The 14963-nt window shown below is 64.9% G+C and carries 19 protein-coding genes, 1 pseudogene and 1 riboswitch; of the genes and pseudogenes, 15 read left to right on the forward strand and 5 right to left on the reverse strand.

Annotated elements, in window-relative coordinates:
• Positions 1–696: pseudogene (locus QRN34_RS13225) on the forward strand (IS3 family transposase); the annotation flags it as partial.
• Positions 697–720: 24 nt separating this feature from the next.
• On the opposite strand, the gene QRN34_RS13230 reads toward QRN34_RS13225, so the two are convergent.
• Entirely contained in the window at positions 721–1059 is a 339-nt protein-coding gene (locus QRN34_RS13230; RefSeq protein WP_285405065.1) for a hypothetical protein, read from the reverse strand.
• Positions 1060–1233: 174 nt separating this feature from the next.
• Between QRN34_RS13230 and QRN34_RS13235 the strand changes: the two genes are divergently transcribed.
• Together QRN34_RS13235 and QRN34_RS13240 are read left to right on the forward strand one after the other, a co-directional pair.
• Positions 1234–1533, forward strand: a complete 300-nt coding sequence (locus tag QRN34_RS13235) for a helix-turn-helix transcriptional regulator (RefSeq protein WP_285405067.1) — start codon at positions 1234–1236, stop codon at positions 1531–1533.
• Positions 1534–1536: 3 nt separating this feature from the next.
• Entirely contained in the window at positions 1537–2331 is a 795-nt protein-coding gene (locus QRN34_RS13240; RefSeq protein WP_285405069.1) for a hypothetical protein, read from the forward strand.
• 141 nt (positions 2332–2472) lie between these two features.
• Here QRN34_RS13240 and QRN34_RS13245 read toward each other — a convergent pair whose 3' ends face one another.
• Positions 2473–3213 carry a winged helix-turn-helix domain-containing protein gene (locus QRN34_RS13245; protein ID WP_285405071.1) on the reverse strand — a complete coding sequence of 247 codons (741 nt, stop codon included), beginning with the start codon at positions 3211–3213 and terminating at the stop codon, positions 2473–2475.
• Positions 3214–3412: 199 nt separating this feature from the next.
• Between QRN34_RS13245 and QRN34_RS13250 the strand changes: the two genes are divergently transcribed.
• The 9 genes from QRN34_RS13250 to QRN34_RS13290 all read left to right on the forward strand — a co-directional run bounded on the left by QRN34_RS13250 (position 3413) and on the right by QRN34_RS13290 (position 8026).
• Entirely contained in the window at positions 3413–4132 is a 720-nt protein-coding gene (locus tag QRN34_RS13250; RefSeq protein ID WP_285405073.1) for a response regulator transcription factor, read from the forward strand.
• A 117-nt stretch (positions 4133–4249) separates the two neighbouring features.
• The gene (locus tag QRN34_RS13255; RefSeq protein WP_285405074.1) at positions 4250–4807 is read left to right on the forward strand and encodes a glycosyl hydrolase 108 family protein; all 558 of its coding nucleotides are present in this window, start codon (positions 4250–4252) and stop codon (positions 4805–4807) included.
• Between the two features lie 3 nt (positions 4808–4810).
• Positions 4811–5344: a DUF2589 domain-containing protein gene (locus QRN34_RS13260; protein WP_285405076.1), complete on the forward strand. Its 534-nt coding sequence runs from the start codon at positions 4811–4813 to the stop codon at positions 5342–5344.
• 71 nt (positions 5345–5415) lie between these two features.
• The gene (locus QRN34_RS13265; protein ID WP_285405078.1) at positions 5416–6045 is read left to right on the forward strand and encodes a DUF2589 domain-containing protein; all 630 of its coding nucleotides are present in this window, start codon (positions 5416–5418) and stop codon (positions 6043–6045) included.
• 60 nt (positions 6046–6105) lie between these two features.
• On the forward strand, positions 6106–6369 hold the full coding sequence (locus tag QRN34_RS13270; protein ID WP_285405080.1) for a hypothetical protein: 264 nt from the start codon (positions 6106–6108) through the stop codon (positions 6367–6369).
• A gap of 52 nt (positions 6370–6421) precedes the next feature.
• A complete protein-coding gene (locus tag QRN34_RS13275; protein ID WP_285405082.1) occupies positions 6422–6799 on the forward strand; it encodes a hypothetical protein in 378 nt (125 codons plus the stop codon).
• A 10-nt stretch (positions 6800–6809) separates the two neighbouring features.
• Positions 6810–7136 (forward strand): hypothetical protein, encoded by a 327-nt coding sequence (locus QRN34_RS13280; protein WP_036137994.1) that lies wholly within the window; start codon positions 6810–6812, stop codon positions 7134–7136.
• The gene (locus tag QRN34_RS13285) at positions 7133–7432 is read left to right on the forward strand and encodes a hypothetical protein (protein WP_285405085.1); all 300 of its coding nucleotides are present in this window, start codon (positions 7133–7135) and stop codon (positions 7430–7432) included. Before QRN34_RS13280 ends, QRN34_RS13285 begins: the two co-directional genes overlap by 4 nt.
• A 135-nt stretch (positions 7433–7567) precedes the next feature.
• Complete coding sequence (locus tag QRN34_RS13290; protein WP_285405087.1) at positions 7568–8026, forward strand: hypothetical protein; 459 nt, start codon at positions 7568–7570, stop codon at positions 8024–8026.
• Between the two features lie 15 nt (positions 8027–8041).
• Here QRN34_RS13290 and QRN34_RS13295 read toward each other — a convergent pair whose 3' ends face one another.
• Positions 8042–8956 (reverse strand): MASE1 domain-containing protein, encoded by a 915-nt coding sequence (locus QRN34_RS13295; RefSeq protein ID WP_285405088.1) that lies wholly within the window; start codon positions 8954–8956, stop codon positions 8042–8044.
• A 143-nt stretch (positions 8957–9099) separates the two neighbouring features.
• Here QRN34_RS13295 and QRN34_RS13300 point away from each other — a divergent pair, with 143 nt between their 5' ends.
• From QRN34_RS13300 to pnuC, 3 genes are all read left to right on the forward strand, one after another.
• Positions 9100–10305 carry a phosphotransferase gene (locus tag QRN34_RS13300; protein ID WP_345782902.1) on the forward strand — a complete coding sequence of 402 codons (1206 nt, stop codon included), beginning with the start codon at positions 9100–9102 and terminating at the stop codon, positions 10303–10305.
• A gap of 3 nt (positions 10306–10308) precedes the next feature.
• Positions 10309–10405, forward strand: a riboswitch (TPP riboswitch).
• A gap of 56 nt (positions 10406–10461) precedes the next feature.
• Positions 10462–12642: a TonB-dependent siderophore receptor gene (locus tag QRN34_RS13305; RefSeq protein ID WP_285405090.1), complete on the forward strand. Its 2181-nt coding sequence runs from the start codon at positions 10462–10464 to the stop codon at positions 12640–12642.
• Positions 12632–13219 (forward strand): nicotinamide riboside transporter PnuC, encoded by a 588-nt coding sequence (pnuC, locus tag QRN34_RS13310; RefSeq protein WP_285405092.1) that lies wholly within the window; start codon positions 12632–12634, stop codon positions 13217–13219. Before QRN34_RS13305 ends, pnuC begins: the two co-directional genes overlap by 11 nt.
• 6 nt (positions 13220–13225) lie before the next feature.
• On the opposite strand, the gene pssA is transcribed toward pnuC, so the two are convergent.
• Both pssA and QRN34_RS13320 read right to left on the reverse strand, forming a co-directional pair.
• On the reverse strand, positions 13226–13846 hold the full coding sequence (gene pssA / locus QRN34_RS13315) for a CDP-diacylglycerol--serine O-phosphatidyltransferase (protein WP_285405094.1): 621 nt from the start codon (positions 13844–13846) through the stop codon (positions 13226–13228).
• A 240-nt stretch (positions 13847–14086) separates the two neighbouring features.
• Entirely contained in the window at positions 14087–14932 is an 846-nt protein-coding gene (locus QRN34_RS13320; protein ID WP_285405096.1) for a hypothetical protein, read from the reverse strand.
• Positions 14933–14963 lie beyond the last annotated feature (31 nt).

Consider the following 14963-nt stretch of genomic DNA (forward strand, 5'->3'; position numbering starts at 1 on the left):
TCTGCGCGCTGGCCAATCGCCATAAACGCTACGGCGTCGGCATGATCTACCTGAAACTCCGCCAGGCCGGTCAGATGGTCAACTACAAGCGAGTTGAGCGCCTGTACCAGGAGGCGAACCTGCAGGTGCGCCGTCGCAAAAGGAAAAAGGTGCCTCCGACCGACAGGCAGCCACTGCTCCGGCCCGCGGCCGCAAATGAGGTCTGGTCCATCGATTTCGTCTTCGATCGCACCGCCGAAGGGCGCGTATTGAAGTGCCTGACGATCGTCGATGACGCCACGCATGAGGCAGTCGCCATCGAGATCGAGCGGGCCATCTCAGGCATCGGCGTCACGCGCGTCATGGATCGCCTGGCTGTCACTCGAGGCCTGCCGAAGATCATTCGCAGCGACAACGGAAAGGAGTTCTGTGGCAAGGCCATGGTCGCATGGGCACACGAGCGCGGCGTGCAGCTGCGCCTGATCGAGCCTGGCAAGCCGAATCAGAACGCCTACATCGAATCATTCAACGGAAGGCTTCGCGATGAGTGTCTCAACGAACACTGGTTTCCCAGCCTGCTGCATGCCCGAACCGAGATCGAAAACTGGCGACGGGAATACAACGAAGAGCGACCGAAGAGGGCACTCGGCGGGCTGACTCCCGCCGCTTACGCGAAACAGTTACATTAACCCCGGACTCAAATCGGACCGCTACTGAAGGCGGGGGGACGTCGAGGGGTGCTTAGTGCGATTCGGCTTGGCGGATGCCGGCTCGTCGGGCCTTGCCCAGATACAACGTGGGCTGGCGGCAGATATTCCAGCCGGTAACGGTCAGCGGCCCCCGGTCGGGGTAACTCACCCGGAGATCGAACACGCACTGGCCGTCCGGGAAGGCCACCATGACTTGGCCCGCCCGGCCGCCCTGGAGCGAGCCCGCGGTGTCCAGCGTCCGGTAGTCGGTGCTTCCTGTGGGCGCGGCCTCGATGGCTACGGCCGAGACGGCGTCGTCGTTGATGAGCGTGAGGTAGTGCGTGGCGGCCTGGGCAGAGCAGGCCCACGTCCCGGTAATGGCCAAAACCAAGGTGCAACCCGGCCGGCGGCTTCTGCCACCAAACATCCAATCCAACATGGTCCCTGTTCCTGAAGAGCGCCATCAGCGGCGCGTCACGGAGGTTACACCTGTTTTTCGGGTGTATGCCTGAAAATAGTGTAAACACGCCGATTCCGTAGCGTGCGGGTTCCCGTCGAGGTCCGCATGCCCAAGCACGTTCCCAAACTGACATCGGTCCATAAGCACGAGCAGCAGGTGCTTTGCTCGCTGCTGCGCGAACTTCGGCTGGCTACGGGGCTGCGCCAGGACCAGGTAGCCGAACAGATGGGAACCAGCCAGACGACCATCTCGGAGATCGAACTGGGACAGCGGGGCGTGGATCTTCTGGTGTGTCGTCGGCTAGTTGCCGTCTACGGGGCCGACTGGCCAGCCTTTGTCGAGGAACTGGAGCGCCGCCTTCAGGTGCTTCCCCGTCCCGCCAGCGAGTTGGTGAAGAGGGGGTAGCCGATGACCGAGGAGAGCCCGCTTCCGGAATCAGGATTGGCGGCCGAGGCCCAGCCACTCTGGAAGGCGTTGGTCGGTTTCGGAACCGCGGCAGCCGGCCTTACAGCGGCAGGGATCCTTCTCGGATATCAATACTACGTAGCCTATCTTCGTCGACTGGACGTTCCTTGGCTGATTTCAGAAATCAGCACCGCCACCTTTCTTCGAGCAGGCGGAGCAATCGTCTGGCCCGCAATCCTTGGGGGGCTCATGGTGATCGGGCTAACTTTATTGACCGACGAAAACCCCCATCGGGGTCTGCGGCGGTTGCTCATCGTGCTGGACGTGTCCGCGGTCCTCGCTCTGACGTTGGCGTTGCTTAAGATTTCCTGGATGCCGACCGGGCTCATCACTTTCTGTCGCGAGGCCGTTCAACCACTTTACGGTGGTAGCCTAGGCATGACCGTGGTCGCGGCCCTTGATCGCGTGTCAAGAGGCGAGGCAGATCGTTTGCGCAGCCAGTTTTTCATTGGCCATTTGATGACCTCGGCCCTATTCATCTACATCCCGTCCACCGTGGGAAATCTCGACGGTGAGAGGGACGCTACCGCTGCTACTACGCACCTCGTCGTGGCCCATGGACCCAACGACAAAGCCGATGATTGGCGACTGCTTTCCCTGGAGGGTGGAAATGCGCTCCTTTATCGAGCGCCTTCCGAATCGAACAGGGCTGCGGCCAGAATCGCAGATGTTCACGGCTTGGACTTCGGAGGCCACTCTGTGAATCGAGATACGAATCCCGCACGAGGGAGCCCGTGATACCCTTCGCAAACTTGGTCAAACTTGGAGAGCAATCCCTTCCGGGTGACATCGAGCGCCATACGGCCTGAAATCAATTGGTTGGGGACTGTTTTATGCATGTCCTAGTCTCCCAGCCAAACAAGAAAGGGCCCTGAGCAATCAGGGCCCTTTTCTTTTGTCTTGAGGATCGTTGCAGGCGTCGGTCGGCCGATCCTCGGCGACACGCCGATCGTGGCACGCAATGATCGCCTCGGCGCGTCGGTGGAGTAGATCAGCGCGTGCGATGGCGCGTCGTGCGTCCATGACGGCCAGCCACGTGCAGAGCGTCAACGAAAGGATCGTCGAGCTCATGCACAGCAACAATGCGGCGCGCGCGGCTGATCGCGTGCGCGTGGATCGCGAATCATCCCTGCGGTCGGCCTCCGGGTGCCCTTCCCGGGCCCGCGCACGGTGCCTGGTGGCGATGGGACGCGTATAGGACAGCGTCACCGCAAAGCACGCCTGGTTCTGCAGCCAGCGCGCGGCATGTCGCGTTGCCATGGGACGGCATACGTGGGCGCCATCGAACAGCCACTGCCCTGTCCCGGCGCTTCCGCACCTCCGCGCCTGCCCGTCTGTGAGATCGGCGATCGGTGCGACGATGCGATAGCCGCGCTTGCGCACGGTAGCCACGTAGCGCGGTGCCCTCGCGTCGTCGCCCAGCCCCTTGCGCAGCATGGCGACCGCCTTGTGCACCGGATTGTCGCCATGGAATTCGCCGGGCCAGCAGCGATCGAGCAACCGGTCGATGCTGACGACATCGCCGGCAGCCTCGACCAGGCACAGGAGCACATCAAGATGCTTGGGCTCGAGTGACGTTCGCACCTCGCCGCGCTCCAGCACGGCCTGGCGCGGACGCACTGTCCAATCGCCCAACGTAAACGCATCGGTGGCGTCTCTAAGTGGTTTCATCGCTTGGTTGCGCCGATGACAACGGCCTTAACTCCTCGTCGACCATGGAAAAGTGGGGCTCGTAAGGTTTCCGGAAGGACAGGGCATGGCCGCGACGGCCACGCTCCGGCATTCCTCCCCCGGAAACATCCCCATGTCATCGATGTCCATGAATCCATGTGCCACCCAGTCGACACGCGCCTCGTCCATCCGTTTCCCTCCTGGCTCGGGTCCGGATGGACGTCTGAACGTCATTCTTGCGGACGAGCAGGCCGTCGTCCGCGAAGGTGTCGCCGCCTTGCTGGCCAGGCACGCCGGCATCGCCATCGTCGGTAGCACCAGTGACGGCGACGAATGCGCGCGGCTCGGCATGCGCGACGACGCCGACCTCATCATCTTCGGCAGCCTGTCGGCAGGATCGCGTGGCATCGACGTCGTTCGTCGCATGGCCGCGTATCGGCCACGATTACGCATGCTGTGTCTCTCATCCCACGACGACGCGCCTTCAGTGCGCGCGGCGTTCGATGCGGGTGTGCACGGCTATGTGGCCAAGCGTTGTTCGTTCGCGGTGCTTGCCGAAGCCATCGAACACGTTTTTCGCTGCGGCTGTTACGTCAGTCCCGATATCGCGCATGTCCTCGTGGATGGTTTTCGTTCGCGATGCGGCATGCCGGATGCACGCGTCACCCGCCTCAGTGCACGCGAGCGCGAGGTGGCAAGGCTATATGCCGAAGGTCTCGGCACGCGCGAGATCGCTGCAAAGCTTCACCTCAGCATGAAGACGGTGGGTACGCATCGCGATCATGTGATGGAGAAGCTCGGCGTGCGTGGCATAGCAAAGCTGACGCGCTACGCCATTCGCGAGGGCCTGGTTGCGCTGGATGCGTGATCGATATCGTAGCCACCGCCCACCTAACTGCAAATCAGTGCGCGACCGATATGCGTGATGCGAGTGGTCGCGCATAGTTCACCCAACGGCAGACAACGCCAAGGAAAGCAAAGCATCATGGCCGATTTTCATCGATTCGCCCCCATTCTCTTCAAGCACGAAGGTGGTTACGTCAACGACCCGAACGATCCGGGCGGTGCCACGAACCGTGGCATCACGCTGGCGACATTCGCCCATTGCGCACGCGAGCTGCTGGGCATCGCTCCAACGATCGACGCCTTGCGCGAACTCACCGAGATGCAGGCGGCGACGATCTACAAGGCACTGTACTGGGACGCGATACGTGGTGACGAGTTCGCTTCGCAGCACCTCGCCAACATGGTGTGCGACTTCCAGGTCAACGCCGGAGCCGCTTCGGCGCGGCTGTTGCAACGCGTGCTCAACAGCCTCGGTGCGCAGCCGCGCCTGCATGTCGACGGCAGGGTGGGAAAAGCGACGATGAAGGCATTGCGGGAGGCGGATGCGCATCGTGTGCAGGCGCTCTTCCAGGAAGGTCGTCGCGACTACTACCGCAACCTGGTGACGCTGCGGCCAAGCCTGGCTCGCTTCCTCAAGGGCTGGTTGCGTCGCGTGGATAGTTTCGACGTTACCTCCGACACGACGCGGAGTGCCTGACCGATGCCCACGCAAACGCCATTACCCGGCCTGATCGAAGCCATGGCCAGTGCCGTCATCGACGCCCAGGATCGCATCGAGAAGCGGCAGATGGCTTACCTGGGCGACTATTTCGACGAGGACAACCGACCCAAGAGCATCGTGATCCGCATGCCGTCAATGCGTCCGGATGCGACAGAGGACGATGAAGACCTCTATCGCGCGCCATTGCTTCCCCTGGTATCCACGAACCTGCTGCGTATCAAGGATGTCGAGATCAGCTTCGATGTCGATATCGGCAGCCTCACCGACAGCGCCGCGGAGGCTGTATCCGAAGGCGACACCATCAAGGACGCGCTGGCCTGGGGGCGGCGTGGCGAGCGCAAGCGTCCCACCGTGCAGGTCGACACCACCATTCGTTCCAGCGAGCACAAGTCCGGCTCGGTGCACGTGGTGATGCGTGTGGAGGGTACCGATCCCACGGAAGGCACGGCGCGCCTCATGAACCACCTGGCACAGACCCAGGGCGTGTTCCAGACGTTCAGGTACGAGGAGTGATGCCACCCGCGTACCGGGCCGTGATGCACATGGCGTGTGTCACGTCGTAAACCACAGAAAAGGAGCTTCACATGTCCGAAATGGTCAACATCGCCCAGCAATTCCAGGGCCTGCCGATGGGAGACCTCATCGGTGCGCCGCTAGGTGCCGCCTGCGACGCGCAGATCAAGCTCGCGCAGGCCACGGCGGACTTCATCCGCACCGTGGGTTTCCAGAAGAGCGCCGACGGCACCTCGGAAGAAACGCGTACCGCCGCGTTCCGCTTCAAGCGGCCGGTGATCAATCCCGACGGCACCAGCGGCGAGGAAGAAGTATCGATGGACGTCCCGCTGCTCTCCATCGTCAAGGTGCCCAACCTTGCGGTGAGCACGGTGGACATCACGTTCGACATGGAGGTGAAGTCGTCTTTCGCGGAAACCAATGAGAAGAAGAAAAACGCCGATTTCAGCGTGGAGACGGGGTTCAAGGTCGGTGCGTTCTCGCTGAACGCCAAGGTGGCCGGGTCGGTGTCCTCGCACATGCAGAACACGCGTTCGTCGGACAACTCGGCCAAGTACCACCTCAACGTCAAAGCCGAGGACAAGGGTATGCCCGAAGGTCTGGCACGCGTGATGGACATCATGCAGACCGCGTGCGAGCCCCGGGTCAGGAGCCTGGCGCCGCCCGTCGCCGAGGGCAGGCAGGAACCGGCCACCGCCTGACGGTGACGTAGCGACCGCGACGCAGGGACGCGTCGCGGTTCATCACGCGAAGGAGCAACCATGTTCGATCTTTCCGACATCCGCTTCGTCAAGCGCATCGTCGTCGGCAGCAACAACCCGAGCCAGATGAGTACCGACGACCAGGTGGAAGAGGCAAGGGCGCTATTGAATCGCTGTCTGAGCGAGTCGCCCAAGGGGAGCATCGTGGGCCTGGAAAAGAGTTTCACCATCCTGCAGATCGGCGAGCACCAGGTCGTGTTGCAGTGGATCTGCTACCACGTCGGGTTCACCCGAAAGCCCGTGTGGCTCGGCGACGAAAAGTAAATCAAAAGGAGGGAGGCGACATATGTCGATATCAATCAAAGGGCGCGTTGCGATGGCAATCGTCGCCGGTCTGTTCGTTTTCGATGCCGTGGCATCCGTTCCGCCACTCGCGAGCGGCACCATGTGGGCTGGCGTGGCGAACAGCACGAAAGGAAGGGCCATGCATGTGGTGGCGGGTTTCGATGGCGACTCGGTATCGCTTCGTTTCGGCGAGCCGGCGGCCTGCCGCATCGTTGCCACCCCGCTCGATGCGCATGCCGATGTCCACACCTTTCGTTTCAAGGTGTCGCAGAACGGCGGCGCGTTTTGCAGGCTGCTCTATCCGGGCGAGTTGACGCTCACGTCGTTGGCGACAGGATCGATCGGCGTGCGCTTCGATCGCGGCGAGATAGCCTGGAGCGGCACGCTGGAACGTGTCGGGGACCCATAAGGAGACGATGATGAGCATGGAAGGCATCGCAAGTCTGTGGTTGCTCATGGCGGCGGTGGGCGGCGCGATCATGCCGGTCGCGTTGTACGGCGGCAAGTCGCAGGGCAGGGCCATCGTTCGTGTGATCTGCGGCGCGATGCTCGCCGTGTTCCTGTCCCCTGCGCTCAACAAGCAATACCTGCCCGATGCCGACCTCGACCTCAAGGCGGCCGTGGCATTCCTCGTCGGCTGCTTCGGCCTCAACGTGACGATCCTCGCGCAGAAGTTGCTGGATCAATATGGCGAAGCGGCAGCCAGTCGTTTTCTCGGTGGCATCTTCAAGGGAGCAGACAAGTGATCGTGGCACTCGTTCTCATCAACCTCATCTCGTGTTGCCTGATCGCGATCAGTGCCTTGTGGCTGGTCACCGATAGCACCAAGGCGAGAGGGGCTCGAATATGCTGCGGCATCATCTGCTGTGGTTCCCTGGTCAACGTGAACGCGTTGTGGGTGGCCTTCGCCAACATGCAACCCAGCCATCCCATGACGTGGCCGACCGAAGCCGTGCTCAATGTCGGGGCTGCGGTACTGCTCGGGCGCTGGGCTCTCAAGGGTTGGCTTGCACGCGCCACGGAGATCGAAACCGCGCCCTGAGTGTTAAGAGACTCCAGCTGTGAGCGTATTCGGCAGCCGGCTCATGGCCGCCGGAAGCGTTGAGGGACAGTGGACGCGTCGGTCGTGGATGTCCCGCGACCGACGCGTTCCATCCAACCCCCAAAGGAGTCATCCATGTACAGCCATGTCCGTTCCACCCTTGCAGTTCTCGTGGTCGCCACGCTCGGTCTTGGCCTAGCCCATGCACAAAACCAGGCCCCCGCCGCATCGTCGGGCCTCGGCCAGTCCTGGCCCGGCACCACCGACGTCAGCCTGAGTCCGAACTACCACGTCTACGTGTTCCAGCGCGGGACTACGCGCTACATCCAGGTCAACGACACCACGGGCAAGGTGCGGGGTGCCGTAGCCCGCACTCCCTATGCCCTGGTCGGTACGCCGGTCGGTTCGGATGCCACGAATGTGGCGACCCCCGACGAGCCGCTTCCGGTCGCCGCGAGCACATCTGGCGAGACGGTCTACAAGGATGAGACGGTGCAGGTATTCATCGCACCGCAGGCGGATGGAACCGTGCGGTTGATGGCGGCCCAGGCGGACTGCAAGAACGCATCGGAGTGCACATCCAAGGGCCCGTAACGATCAGAGGCGGTTTCAGCCGGTACGCGAACCCGCCCCCTGAATAGCCGGAACGTGGCTCGCCGCCAGGCGGCGAGCCACCCGGACGCCGAACAGCAGGGCGGTCGACAGCACGAAGGCAATCACCACCTGCGCGCGAATCATCGACGGGTCCTGCAGTTCGAACGAGGTACTGGCCATGGCGGCGCTGGCCAGCAACCCCGTGATGGCCGTGCCGTGCCACCCGTGGCGCAGGGTCAGCGCAAGGATGGGAACAGCCATGGCGATACGTGCCACCTGCAGCCAGGCGCCTTCCGTCAACGAGGCGGCGACCATGGCGCCGACCAGGCATGGCACGGCGATCAACACCATGTCGCGCATGAGCGGGCTGGTCATCACGTCGCGCCAGTTCACCTTGTGTCCGGCATCGATCAGCCGCTCGCGCAGAGCGAGGATCGTAGGGGTCAGCGCCAGCGCACCGAGGTAGCATCCCAGCAGCCAGGCCAGCACGATCTGGGCAGTGAGATCGGGAGGGGGCGAGCCGTCGCCTGGCGTCACCGTCAGGTAGGCCACGATGTTGCCAGCGGTCACCGAAAGCGAACAAAGCAGCGTGGCGGTAAGGATCATGCCCATGTTGATCCTGCCGTCGGCGCGAAGCAGGGATGCCCGCCGCTGCACCCAGATCACGGCGGGCATGCACATGACGATCGGAGGAAACGAGTTGAGCACCGCCCACATCACGCCCAGCATGGAGGCGTGCAGCGCCGACATCTCGGCGATCGGCAGGAACTCGCCGACCGCCAGGGCCGGCCAGAAACGGCGGGGCACCAGCAGCAGGCACGCCAGGCGCAGGCCAGCTGGGAGCATCCAGTGCGAGAACGAGACATTCCGGGTGAGCTCATAGCAGGCCGCATACGCGCCCGCCACGGCGATGCTACGCCCCCAGTCCAACGACTCCGTGTTGTTTGCTCTCACATCCGCCCCCACCAGCCTCCCGATTGGATCGATCGAAGTTGCCGGAAGCGGCACTTTCCACGATCCACGGTTCTAGTCTGAAGGGTTATCGGCGCCATCGCCATCGAATGGAGCGAAATTTGACAAATTTGCCGATTCGGCACGCGGAAGGCGCCCATCGCTACACTGGACCCATGATCGACGACGCGCATTTCACCCATGGATTGGCCGGCGACCAGCAGGTTCCCGACTGGCCGCCCCTGGCTGCAGACGAGGTCTCGTCGGTACTGGTGGGCTATCCGGCGCTGTGTGCGACGGGCCCCATCCTCTGGCACAGCCCACGTCCGCTGTCCGCGGCGGCCCGGGTCGCCACGGCGGGCGGCGAGGTCTTCGTCAAGCGGCATCACCGGCGGGTACGTGACGTCCTTACGCTGCGCGAGGAACATCGCTTCGCCGGGCATGTGCGCGCACGGGGCATACCCGTGCCGGCGGTGCTGGCCGACGCCGCGGGGCACTCCGCCGTCGCCCAGGGCGACTGGGTCTACGAGGTGCACCGATGCGCCACCGGCACGGACGTCTACCGCGATGCGTTCTCGTGGTCGCCCATCGGCGGCATCGCACACGCAAGGGTCGCCGGCGCCATGTTGGCCCGCCTGCACCTCGCCGCCGAGGGCTTCGACGCGCCCCAGCGGGGCACGCAGCTGCTGGTGGCCCGCGCGGACATCCTCGGCGCACGGGATGCGCTGGGTACGCTGGCGGCCCAGCTGCCGATGCGGCCGGCACTGGCGGCCTACCTGCACGAACGCGACTGGCGCAGCGAGATCGCGGCGGCCCTCCAGCCCTGGCAGGTGCGCTCTGCCGCCGGGATCGCCCGCCAGCCCCCCCTGTGGACACATGGCGACTGGCACGTGTCCAACCTGTGCTGGAGTGACGCCGGCGACGAGGCACGGATCACCGACGTGCTGGATTTCGGCCTCTGCGCACGCACCTTCGCCCTGTTCGACCTGGCCACCGCCATCGAGCGCAATGCCATCGCCTGGCTCGACCTGGGGCAGGAGGCGATCGCGCGTACCGACCTGGCGCTGGCCCTCGTGGAAGGTTACCGCTCCGTGCGGCCCCTCGGCGCGGACGACCTTGCCGTGCTCGCCGACGTGCTGCCGGTGGTCCACGTGGATTTCGCCCTCTCCGAAGTGGAGTATTTCGAAGGCGTCACGCGCCGCCGCGACCATGCCGACGTGGCTTACTACACGTTCCTCCTGGGTCATGCGCGGTGGTTCGCCGGCGATGAAGGGCAGGCGCTGCTCAAGGCCCTGCACCACGCCGATCGTGCTTTCGTGGTTCAATAGGCGTTCTAGAAGCGGGGGTGCCGGGCGAATGCCGGGCTGAGAGAGTCCCTTGGAACCTGACCCGGTTAATACCGGCGTAGGGAGCTTGCTGCACCACGGACGTCCTTGCGGGCGGCGCGGTGCGCCGTCGCTTCGTTCCTGCCCACGAAGACGACGATGACCCTTGCCCGTACCTGCCTTGCCCTCGCCCTGATCGCGCTCGCCCCGTCGGCATGGGCGGCCGACGACACCGCGCCGCCCGCGCAGGCGCGCACCTTGCCCACAGTCGACGTGCACGCCAACACGGCGGACGGGTATCGCGCAGCGGATTCGCAGCTGGATACCTTCGGCAGCTTCGGCAGTGCCACGTTGCACGACACGCCAGCGGCCATCACCGTCATCACCCGCGCGCAGATCGACGATCGCCAGCCGCGTTCGCTGAGCGAACTGGTCCGCGGCGACGCCGCCATCAACGACAACTACGCGCCGGCCGGCTACTACCAGGACGTGTCCATCCGCGGTTTTCCGCTGGACCTTGCCACGGGTTTCCGCTTCAACGGCATGATCATGTCGGCGGAACAGTTGCAGGCGCTGGAAGGCAAGGAACGTGTGGAAGTGCTGAAGGGCCTCGGCGGCCTGGAGGCCGGCGTCGTCGAGCCGGGCGGGCTGATCAACTATGTCAGCAAGCGTCCGGCCGAGGTCAACACGCTGACGCTGGGCACCGACTCGCATGGTTCCGCGTACCAGGCACTCGACCTGGGTACATGGTTCACGCCCACGTTTGGCGTGCGCGTCAACGCCGCCAACGAAAAGACCCACGGCGTGGTCGAGCACACCGATGCCCGGCGCAGTTTCGTCTCGATCGGCGCGGACTGGAAGATCGGCGACCGGGCCACGCTGCTGCTGGATACCGACTACCAGACCAGCGGCGGGCGCTCGGCCTCCGGCTACCAGTTGCTGGGCGGTACCGATATCCCGCCGCACCCGCATCGCACGCGCCTGCTGGGTTACCAGCCATGGCAGCGCCCGGTCGGCATCCATTCGAGCAATACGTCGCTTCGCTTCAATTACCGGTTCAGTGACACCTGGAACGCGCAGGTGTCGGCAGGACATAGCCATACGGCGATCGACGACAACGTCGCTTTCGCTTATGGCTGTTTTTACGCCGCGTCGTGCGCCTCGGGCGCCACGCCGGGTTATTTCTTCGCGCCCAACGGCGACTATGACGTCTACGACTTCCGCAGCCCCGACGACACGCGGCAGAACGACGAAGTGCGCGGCGTGGTCACGGGCAGTTTCGCCACGGGGGCGCTGGACCACGAGGTGAACCTGGGTGCCACGGCGTTCCGGCGTACCGTCGACCAGCGTCCCTACGTCTACGATTACGTGGGCACCGCCAACATCGACGATCCGGTGGTGCCCGTGTTCGATCCCTCGCCGAACCAGCCCGGCGCCTCGGTGCGCCGGCTGACCAGCTGGCAGCGCACGCTGTTCGCGATCGACCGGGTCCACCTGGGTGAGCAATGGCAGGTATTGGCTGGCGCGCGCCTGGTCCGGCTGGACGAGCGGGCGTATGACAGTGCCGGCGCCCTGGAGCGTGCCACCCGCCAGACGAAGACGCTGCCGCAGGCCGCCGTGCTGTGGCAGCCGACCGCACCGCTGACCACCTACGTCAGCTATGGCGAAGGCCTTTCGCTGGGCCGCGAGGCGCCGTACTGGACCTCCAACGGCGGCACGACGCTGGCGCCGCTGCATTCCCGCCAGGCGGAAGCCGGCATCAAGTACGCCGTGAACGATGCCCTGGACCTGCAGGCCGCGCTCTATCGCATTCGCCAGTCGTATCAGTTCGCGCGCCCCGACGGCACGGCGGAGGGCTTCACCTTCGTGCAGCAGGGGCAGGAGGTCCATACGGGCATCGAGATGAACCTGGCCGGCCGTGTCACCGATCGCCTGCGGATCACCGCCAGTGCCAACGTCATCCGCGCGCGCGCGGAAAACACCGGTGCACCCACCTACGAAGATCACCAGGTGGTCAACGTGCCGCGGTGGCGCACCGCCGTGTATGCCGATTACAGCCTGCCCTTCGCGCCCGGGCTCGCCGTCCTGGGCGGCTGGCGCTATGCCAGCAGCAACGTGGCCACGCCCGACGGTTCCACCCGGGTGCCGGCGTACCACGTGGTGGACGCCGGGTTGCGGTATACCACCGCCGTCGGCGGCCATGCGATGACCTGGCGCCTCAATGTCGACAACGTGTTCAACCGGTTCTACTGGCGTGACACGGGCACGTCCGGTGGCGATGCCTACCTGTTTCCCGGCCTGCCGCGCCTTGCGCGCCTGTCGGTGACGTATGAGCTTTGAGCTGTCGTGGTTCGAAGGTGCCGCTGCCCTGGTCAGCGCGGCGGCCGTGTGGCTGACCGCGCAGCGCCATCCCTGGTGCTGGCCCGTGGGACTGGTGTCCGTCGTTGCGTATGCGTGGATCTTCATCGACGCGAAGCTTTACTCGGACACGCTCCTGCAGGCGATCTTCGCGGCGTTGATCCTCTACGGCTGGCATCGCTGGCGTCGCCACCTGGACGACGACGGCCATGTGCGCGTCGCCGCGCTGGAGCCACGACGCGCCGCGCTGCACCTGGGGGTGGGCCTGGCGGCCGCGCTCGCGCTGGGCTACGCCATGCATCGCTGGACGGATGCGTCGCTTCCCTGGCTGGACGCCGGGCTGACCGCCTTCAGCCTCGTCGCACAGTGGTGGCAGGCACGTCGGCACGTGGCGGCCTGGTGGCTGTGGATCGTGGTCGACGTGATCTATGTGGGCGAATACGTGTACAAGGCCTTGCCTATCACGGCGGTGCTCTATGCCGCCTTCGTGGTGCTGGCGGTGATGGGCCTGCGCGCGTGGCGTCGCGTGCCCGTGGTCGGACCGGCGTCGGCAGCCTGAGCGGCCTCAGAGCTTGGGAATGCGGATGCGGCTGACCATCAGTGCACCGGATACGGCGAACATGAGCGACAGCGGATGCAACGTCAGCGTGGCCAGGCGCACGCTGCCCAGCCACAGCGCGTCGTGCAGTGCGCCGGCACCGGCCGCGGCGCAGAGTACCGCCACCAGCAGGATCGAGGTGGGGATGGGCGTGCCCTCGAAGTGGGTGACCTTGCCCTCGTCGTTGGCCAGTCCTTCCGCGGTGACGTTGTAACGGGCCAGGCGCGACACGCCGCAGCAGACGAACATGAGCAGAATGGCGCGGTCCAGGCCGCCCTGCATGCCGCAGCCGTAACCGATGACGGCGGGCGCGACGCCGAAGGAGATGACGTCGGCCAGCGAGTCCAGTTCACGGCCGAGCAACGATGCCCGCTGGCGCCAGCGGGCGATGCGCCCGTCGAGCACGTCGAACACCAGTGCCAGCAACACCAGTCCGCACGCCATATACAGGTGCCACACACCGCCTTCCTGCAGGTAGGTCATGGTCGAGAACAGCGCGCCCACGCCGCTGGCTGCGTTGCCGAGCGTGAACCAGTCGGCCAGCGCGAAGTCGCGGATCATGGAGAACGGTCGCGGTTTCGGGTTCATCGGCAGGCTCGGGCGGGACGGGGCGCCAGTCTACAAGGGCCGGCGGTCGGCATGGCGTGCAGGCGGGTCGCAGGCGAAGACGCGCGATTTTTCAGAATCCTTCCATAGCCCGACGCGATATCGGCGGGCATGATGTTGCTGTCGCCGCCGGTGGCGCGGTGTGGCTCAAGGATTTGAGCCCGGCCGCCATCGGCGAACGTCAGCGGCCGGGCGTGGGACGCGTCCCGGCCGCTTCTTCCTTCAATGCCTGGGTGACGCACCCCAGTCGTTCGGGCCGAACTTCAGGTGAAGCACCGCATGCGTGGCGTCGTCACCCGGCGGCTTGTAATCCAGCGAGGTGCAGCCCGTCGCCAGCTGGCGCCTCGCCGCGGTCACCATGGCCTTGCTCATCTGTGTGGCGTACGTCGGTCCACCCGGTCGGGACATCGCGATGGCGATACCGAAGCCATCCGGGCTCACGCCGTCGGTGAAATCCGCCGGTGCGCGCTGGCCGCTGGGCAGGGCCACGATATCCATCTTTCGCCCGCAGCCGCCGACACTGACGATGTCCACGCCGTTGAGCAGGCTGCCGATGAATCCGTCCGCACGCTCGGCCAGGGAGTCGACCGCCTCCACCGTCGTGCTCAGCCGGATCTTGATGTAGTACAGCTTGCGATAGAACAGGTAGGCGCGCGAGGTGAGCATGTCCTGCTGTGCATCGAACACGATCGGCAGGAAGCGGCCCTGGAGTTTCCTGCCGCCCCCCAGTGCCGCCGTGTAGGGAGATTCGTCGCCCCACCACACGTTCCGGTAGATCTCCTGACGCTCCGCGTAGGCCACGGATTCGCGAAAATCGTCGGCGGCCTGCTTGAGCATTTTCGTCGTATCGCCTTCACCGGCGGGGTAGATGAAGACGTCGGCGATGATCCAGTCGGCATCGTCGAGGTGATAACGCAGCGATACACCGGCGGCGATGTCGCCCTCGTCCGCGTAGTTCTTCACGGCCATGAGGCTGGCGCCCGGGAGACGCTTGAGCGCGACGATCCAGGTGTCGTCGACGACACCGCGATGGCTCTGCGCATCGGGAAATACCATCGGTGGCGCCACGGGCGCCTCCTGCGCCATGGCACCGGATGCG

This window comes from Luteibacter sp. ME-Dv--P-043b (genome assembly GCF_030209605.1).
GTDB lineage: Bacteria > Pseudomonadota > Gammaproteobacteria > Xanthomonadales > Rhodanobacteraceae > Luteibacter.

Coding starts and splice junctions, on each gene's coding strand:
- QRN34_RS13235 (WP_285405067.1), top strand. CDS start 1,234: ATGCCCAAGCACGTTCCCAAACTGACATCGGTCCATAAGCACGAGCAG.
- QRN34_RS13240 (WP_285405069.1), top strand. CDS start 1,537: ATGACCGAGGAGAGCCCGCTTCCGGAATCAGGATTGGCGGCCGAGGCC.
- QRN34_RS13250 (WP_285405073.1), top strand. CDS start 3,413: ATGAATCCATGTGCCACCCAGTCGACACGCGCCTCGTCCATCCGTTTC.
- QRN34_RS13255 (WP_285405074.1), top strand. CDS start 4,250: ATGGCCGATTTTCATCGATTCGCCCCCATTCTCTTCAAGCACGAAGGT.
- QRN34_RS13260 (WP_285405076.1), top strand. CDS start 4,811: ATGCCCACGCAAACGCCATTACCCGGCCTGATCGAAGCCATGGCCAGT.
- QRN34_RS13265 (WP_285405078.1), top strand. CDS start 5,416: ATGTCCGAAATGGTCAACATCGCCCAGCAATTCCAGGGCCTGCCGATG.
- QRN34_RS13270 (WP_285405080.1), top strand. CDS start 6,106: ATGTTCGATCTTTCCGACATCCGCTTCGTCAAGCGCATCGTCGTCGGC.
- QRN34_RS13275 (WP_285405082.1), top strand. CDS start 6,422: ATGGCAATCGTCGCCGGTCTGTTCGTTTTCGATGCCGTGGCATCCGTT.
- QRN34_RS13280 (WP_036137994.1), top strand. CDS start 6,810: ATGAGCATGGAAGGCATCGCAAGTCTGTGGTTGCTCATGGCGGCGGTG.
- QRN34_RS13290 (WP_285405087.1), top strand. CDS start 7,568: ATGTACAGCCATGTCCGTTCCACCCTTGCAGTTCTCGTGGTCGCCACG.
- QRN34_RS13305 (WP_285405090.1), top strand. CDS start 10,462: ATGACCCTTGCCCGTACCTGCCTTGCCCTCGCCCTGATCGCGCTCGCC.
- pnuC (WP_285405092.1), top strand. CDS start 12,632: ATGAGCTTTGAGCTGTCGTGGTTCGAAGGTGCCGCTGCCCTGGTCAGC.
- pssA (WP_285405094.1), bottom strand. CDS start 13,846: ATGAACCCGAAACCGCGACCGTTCTCCATGATCCGCGACTTCGCGCTG.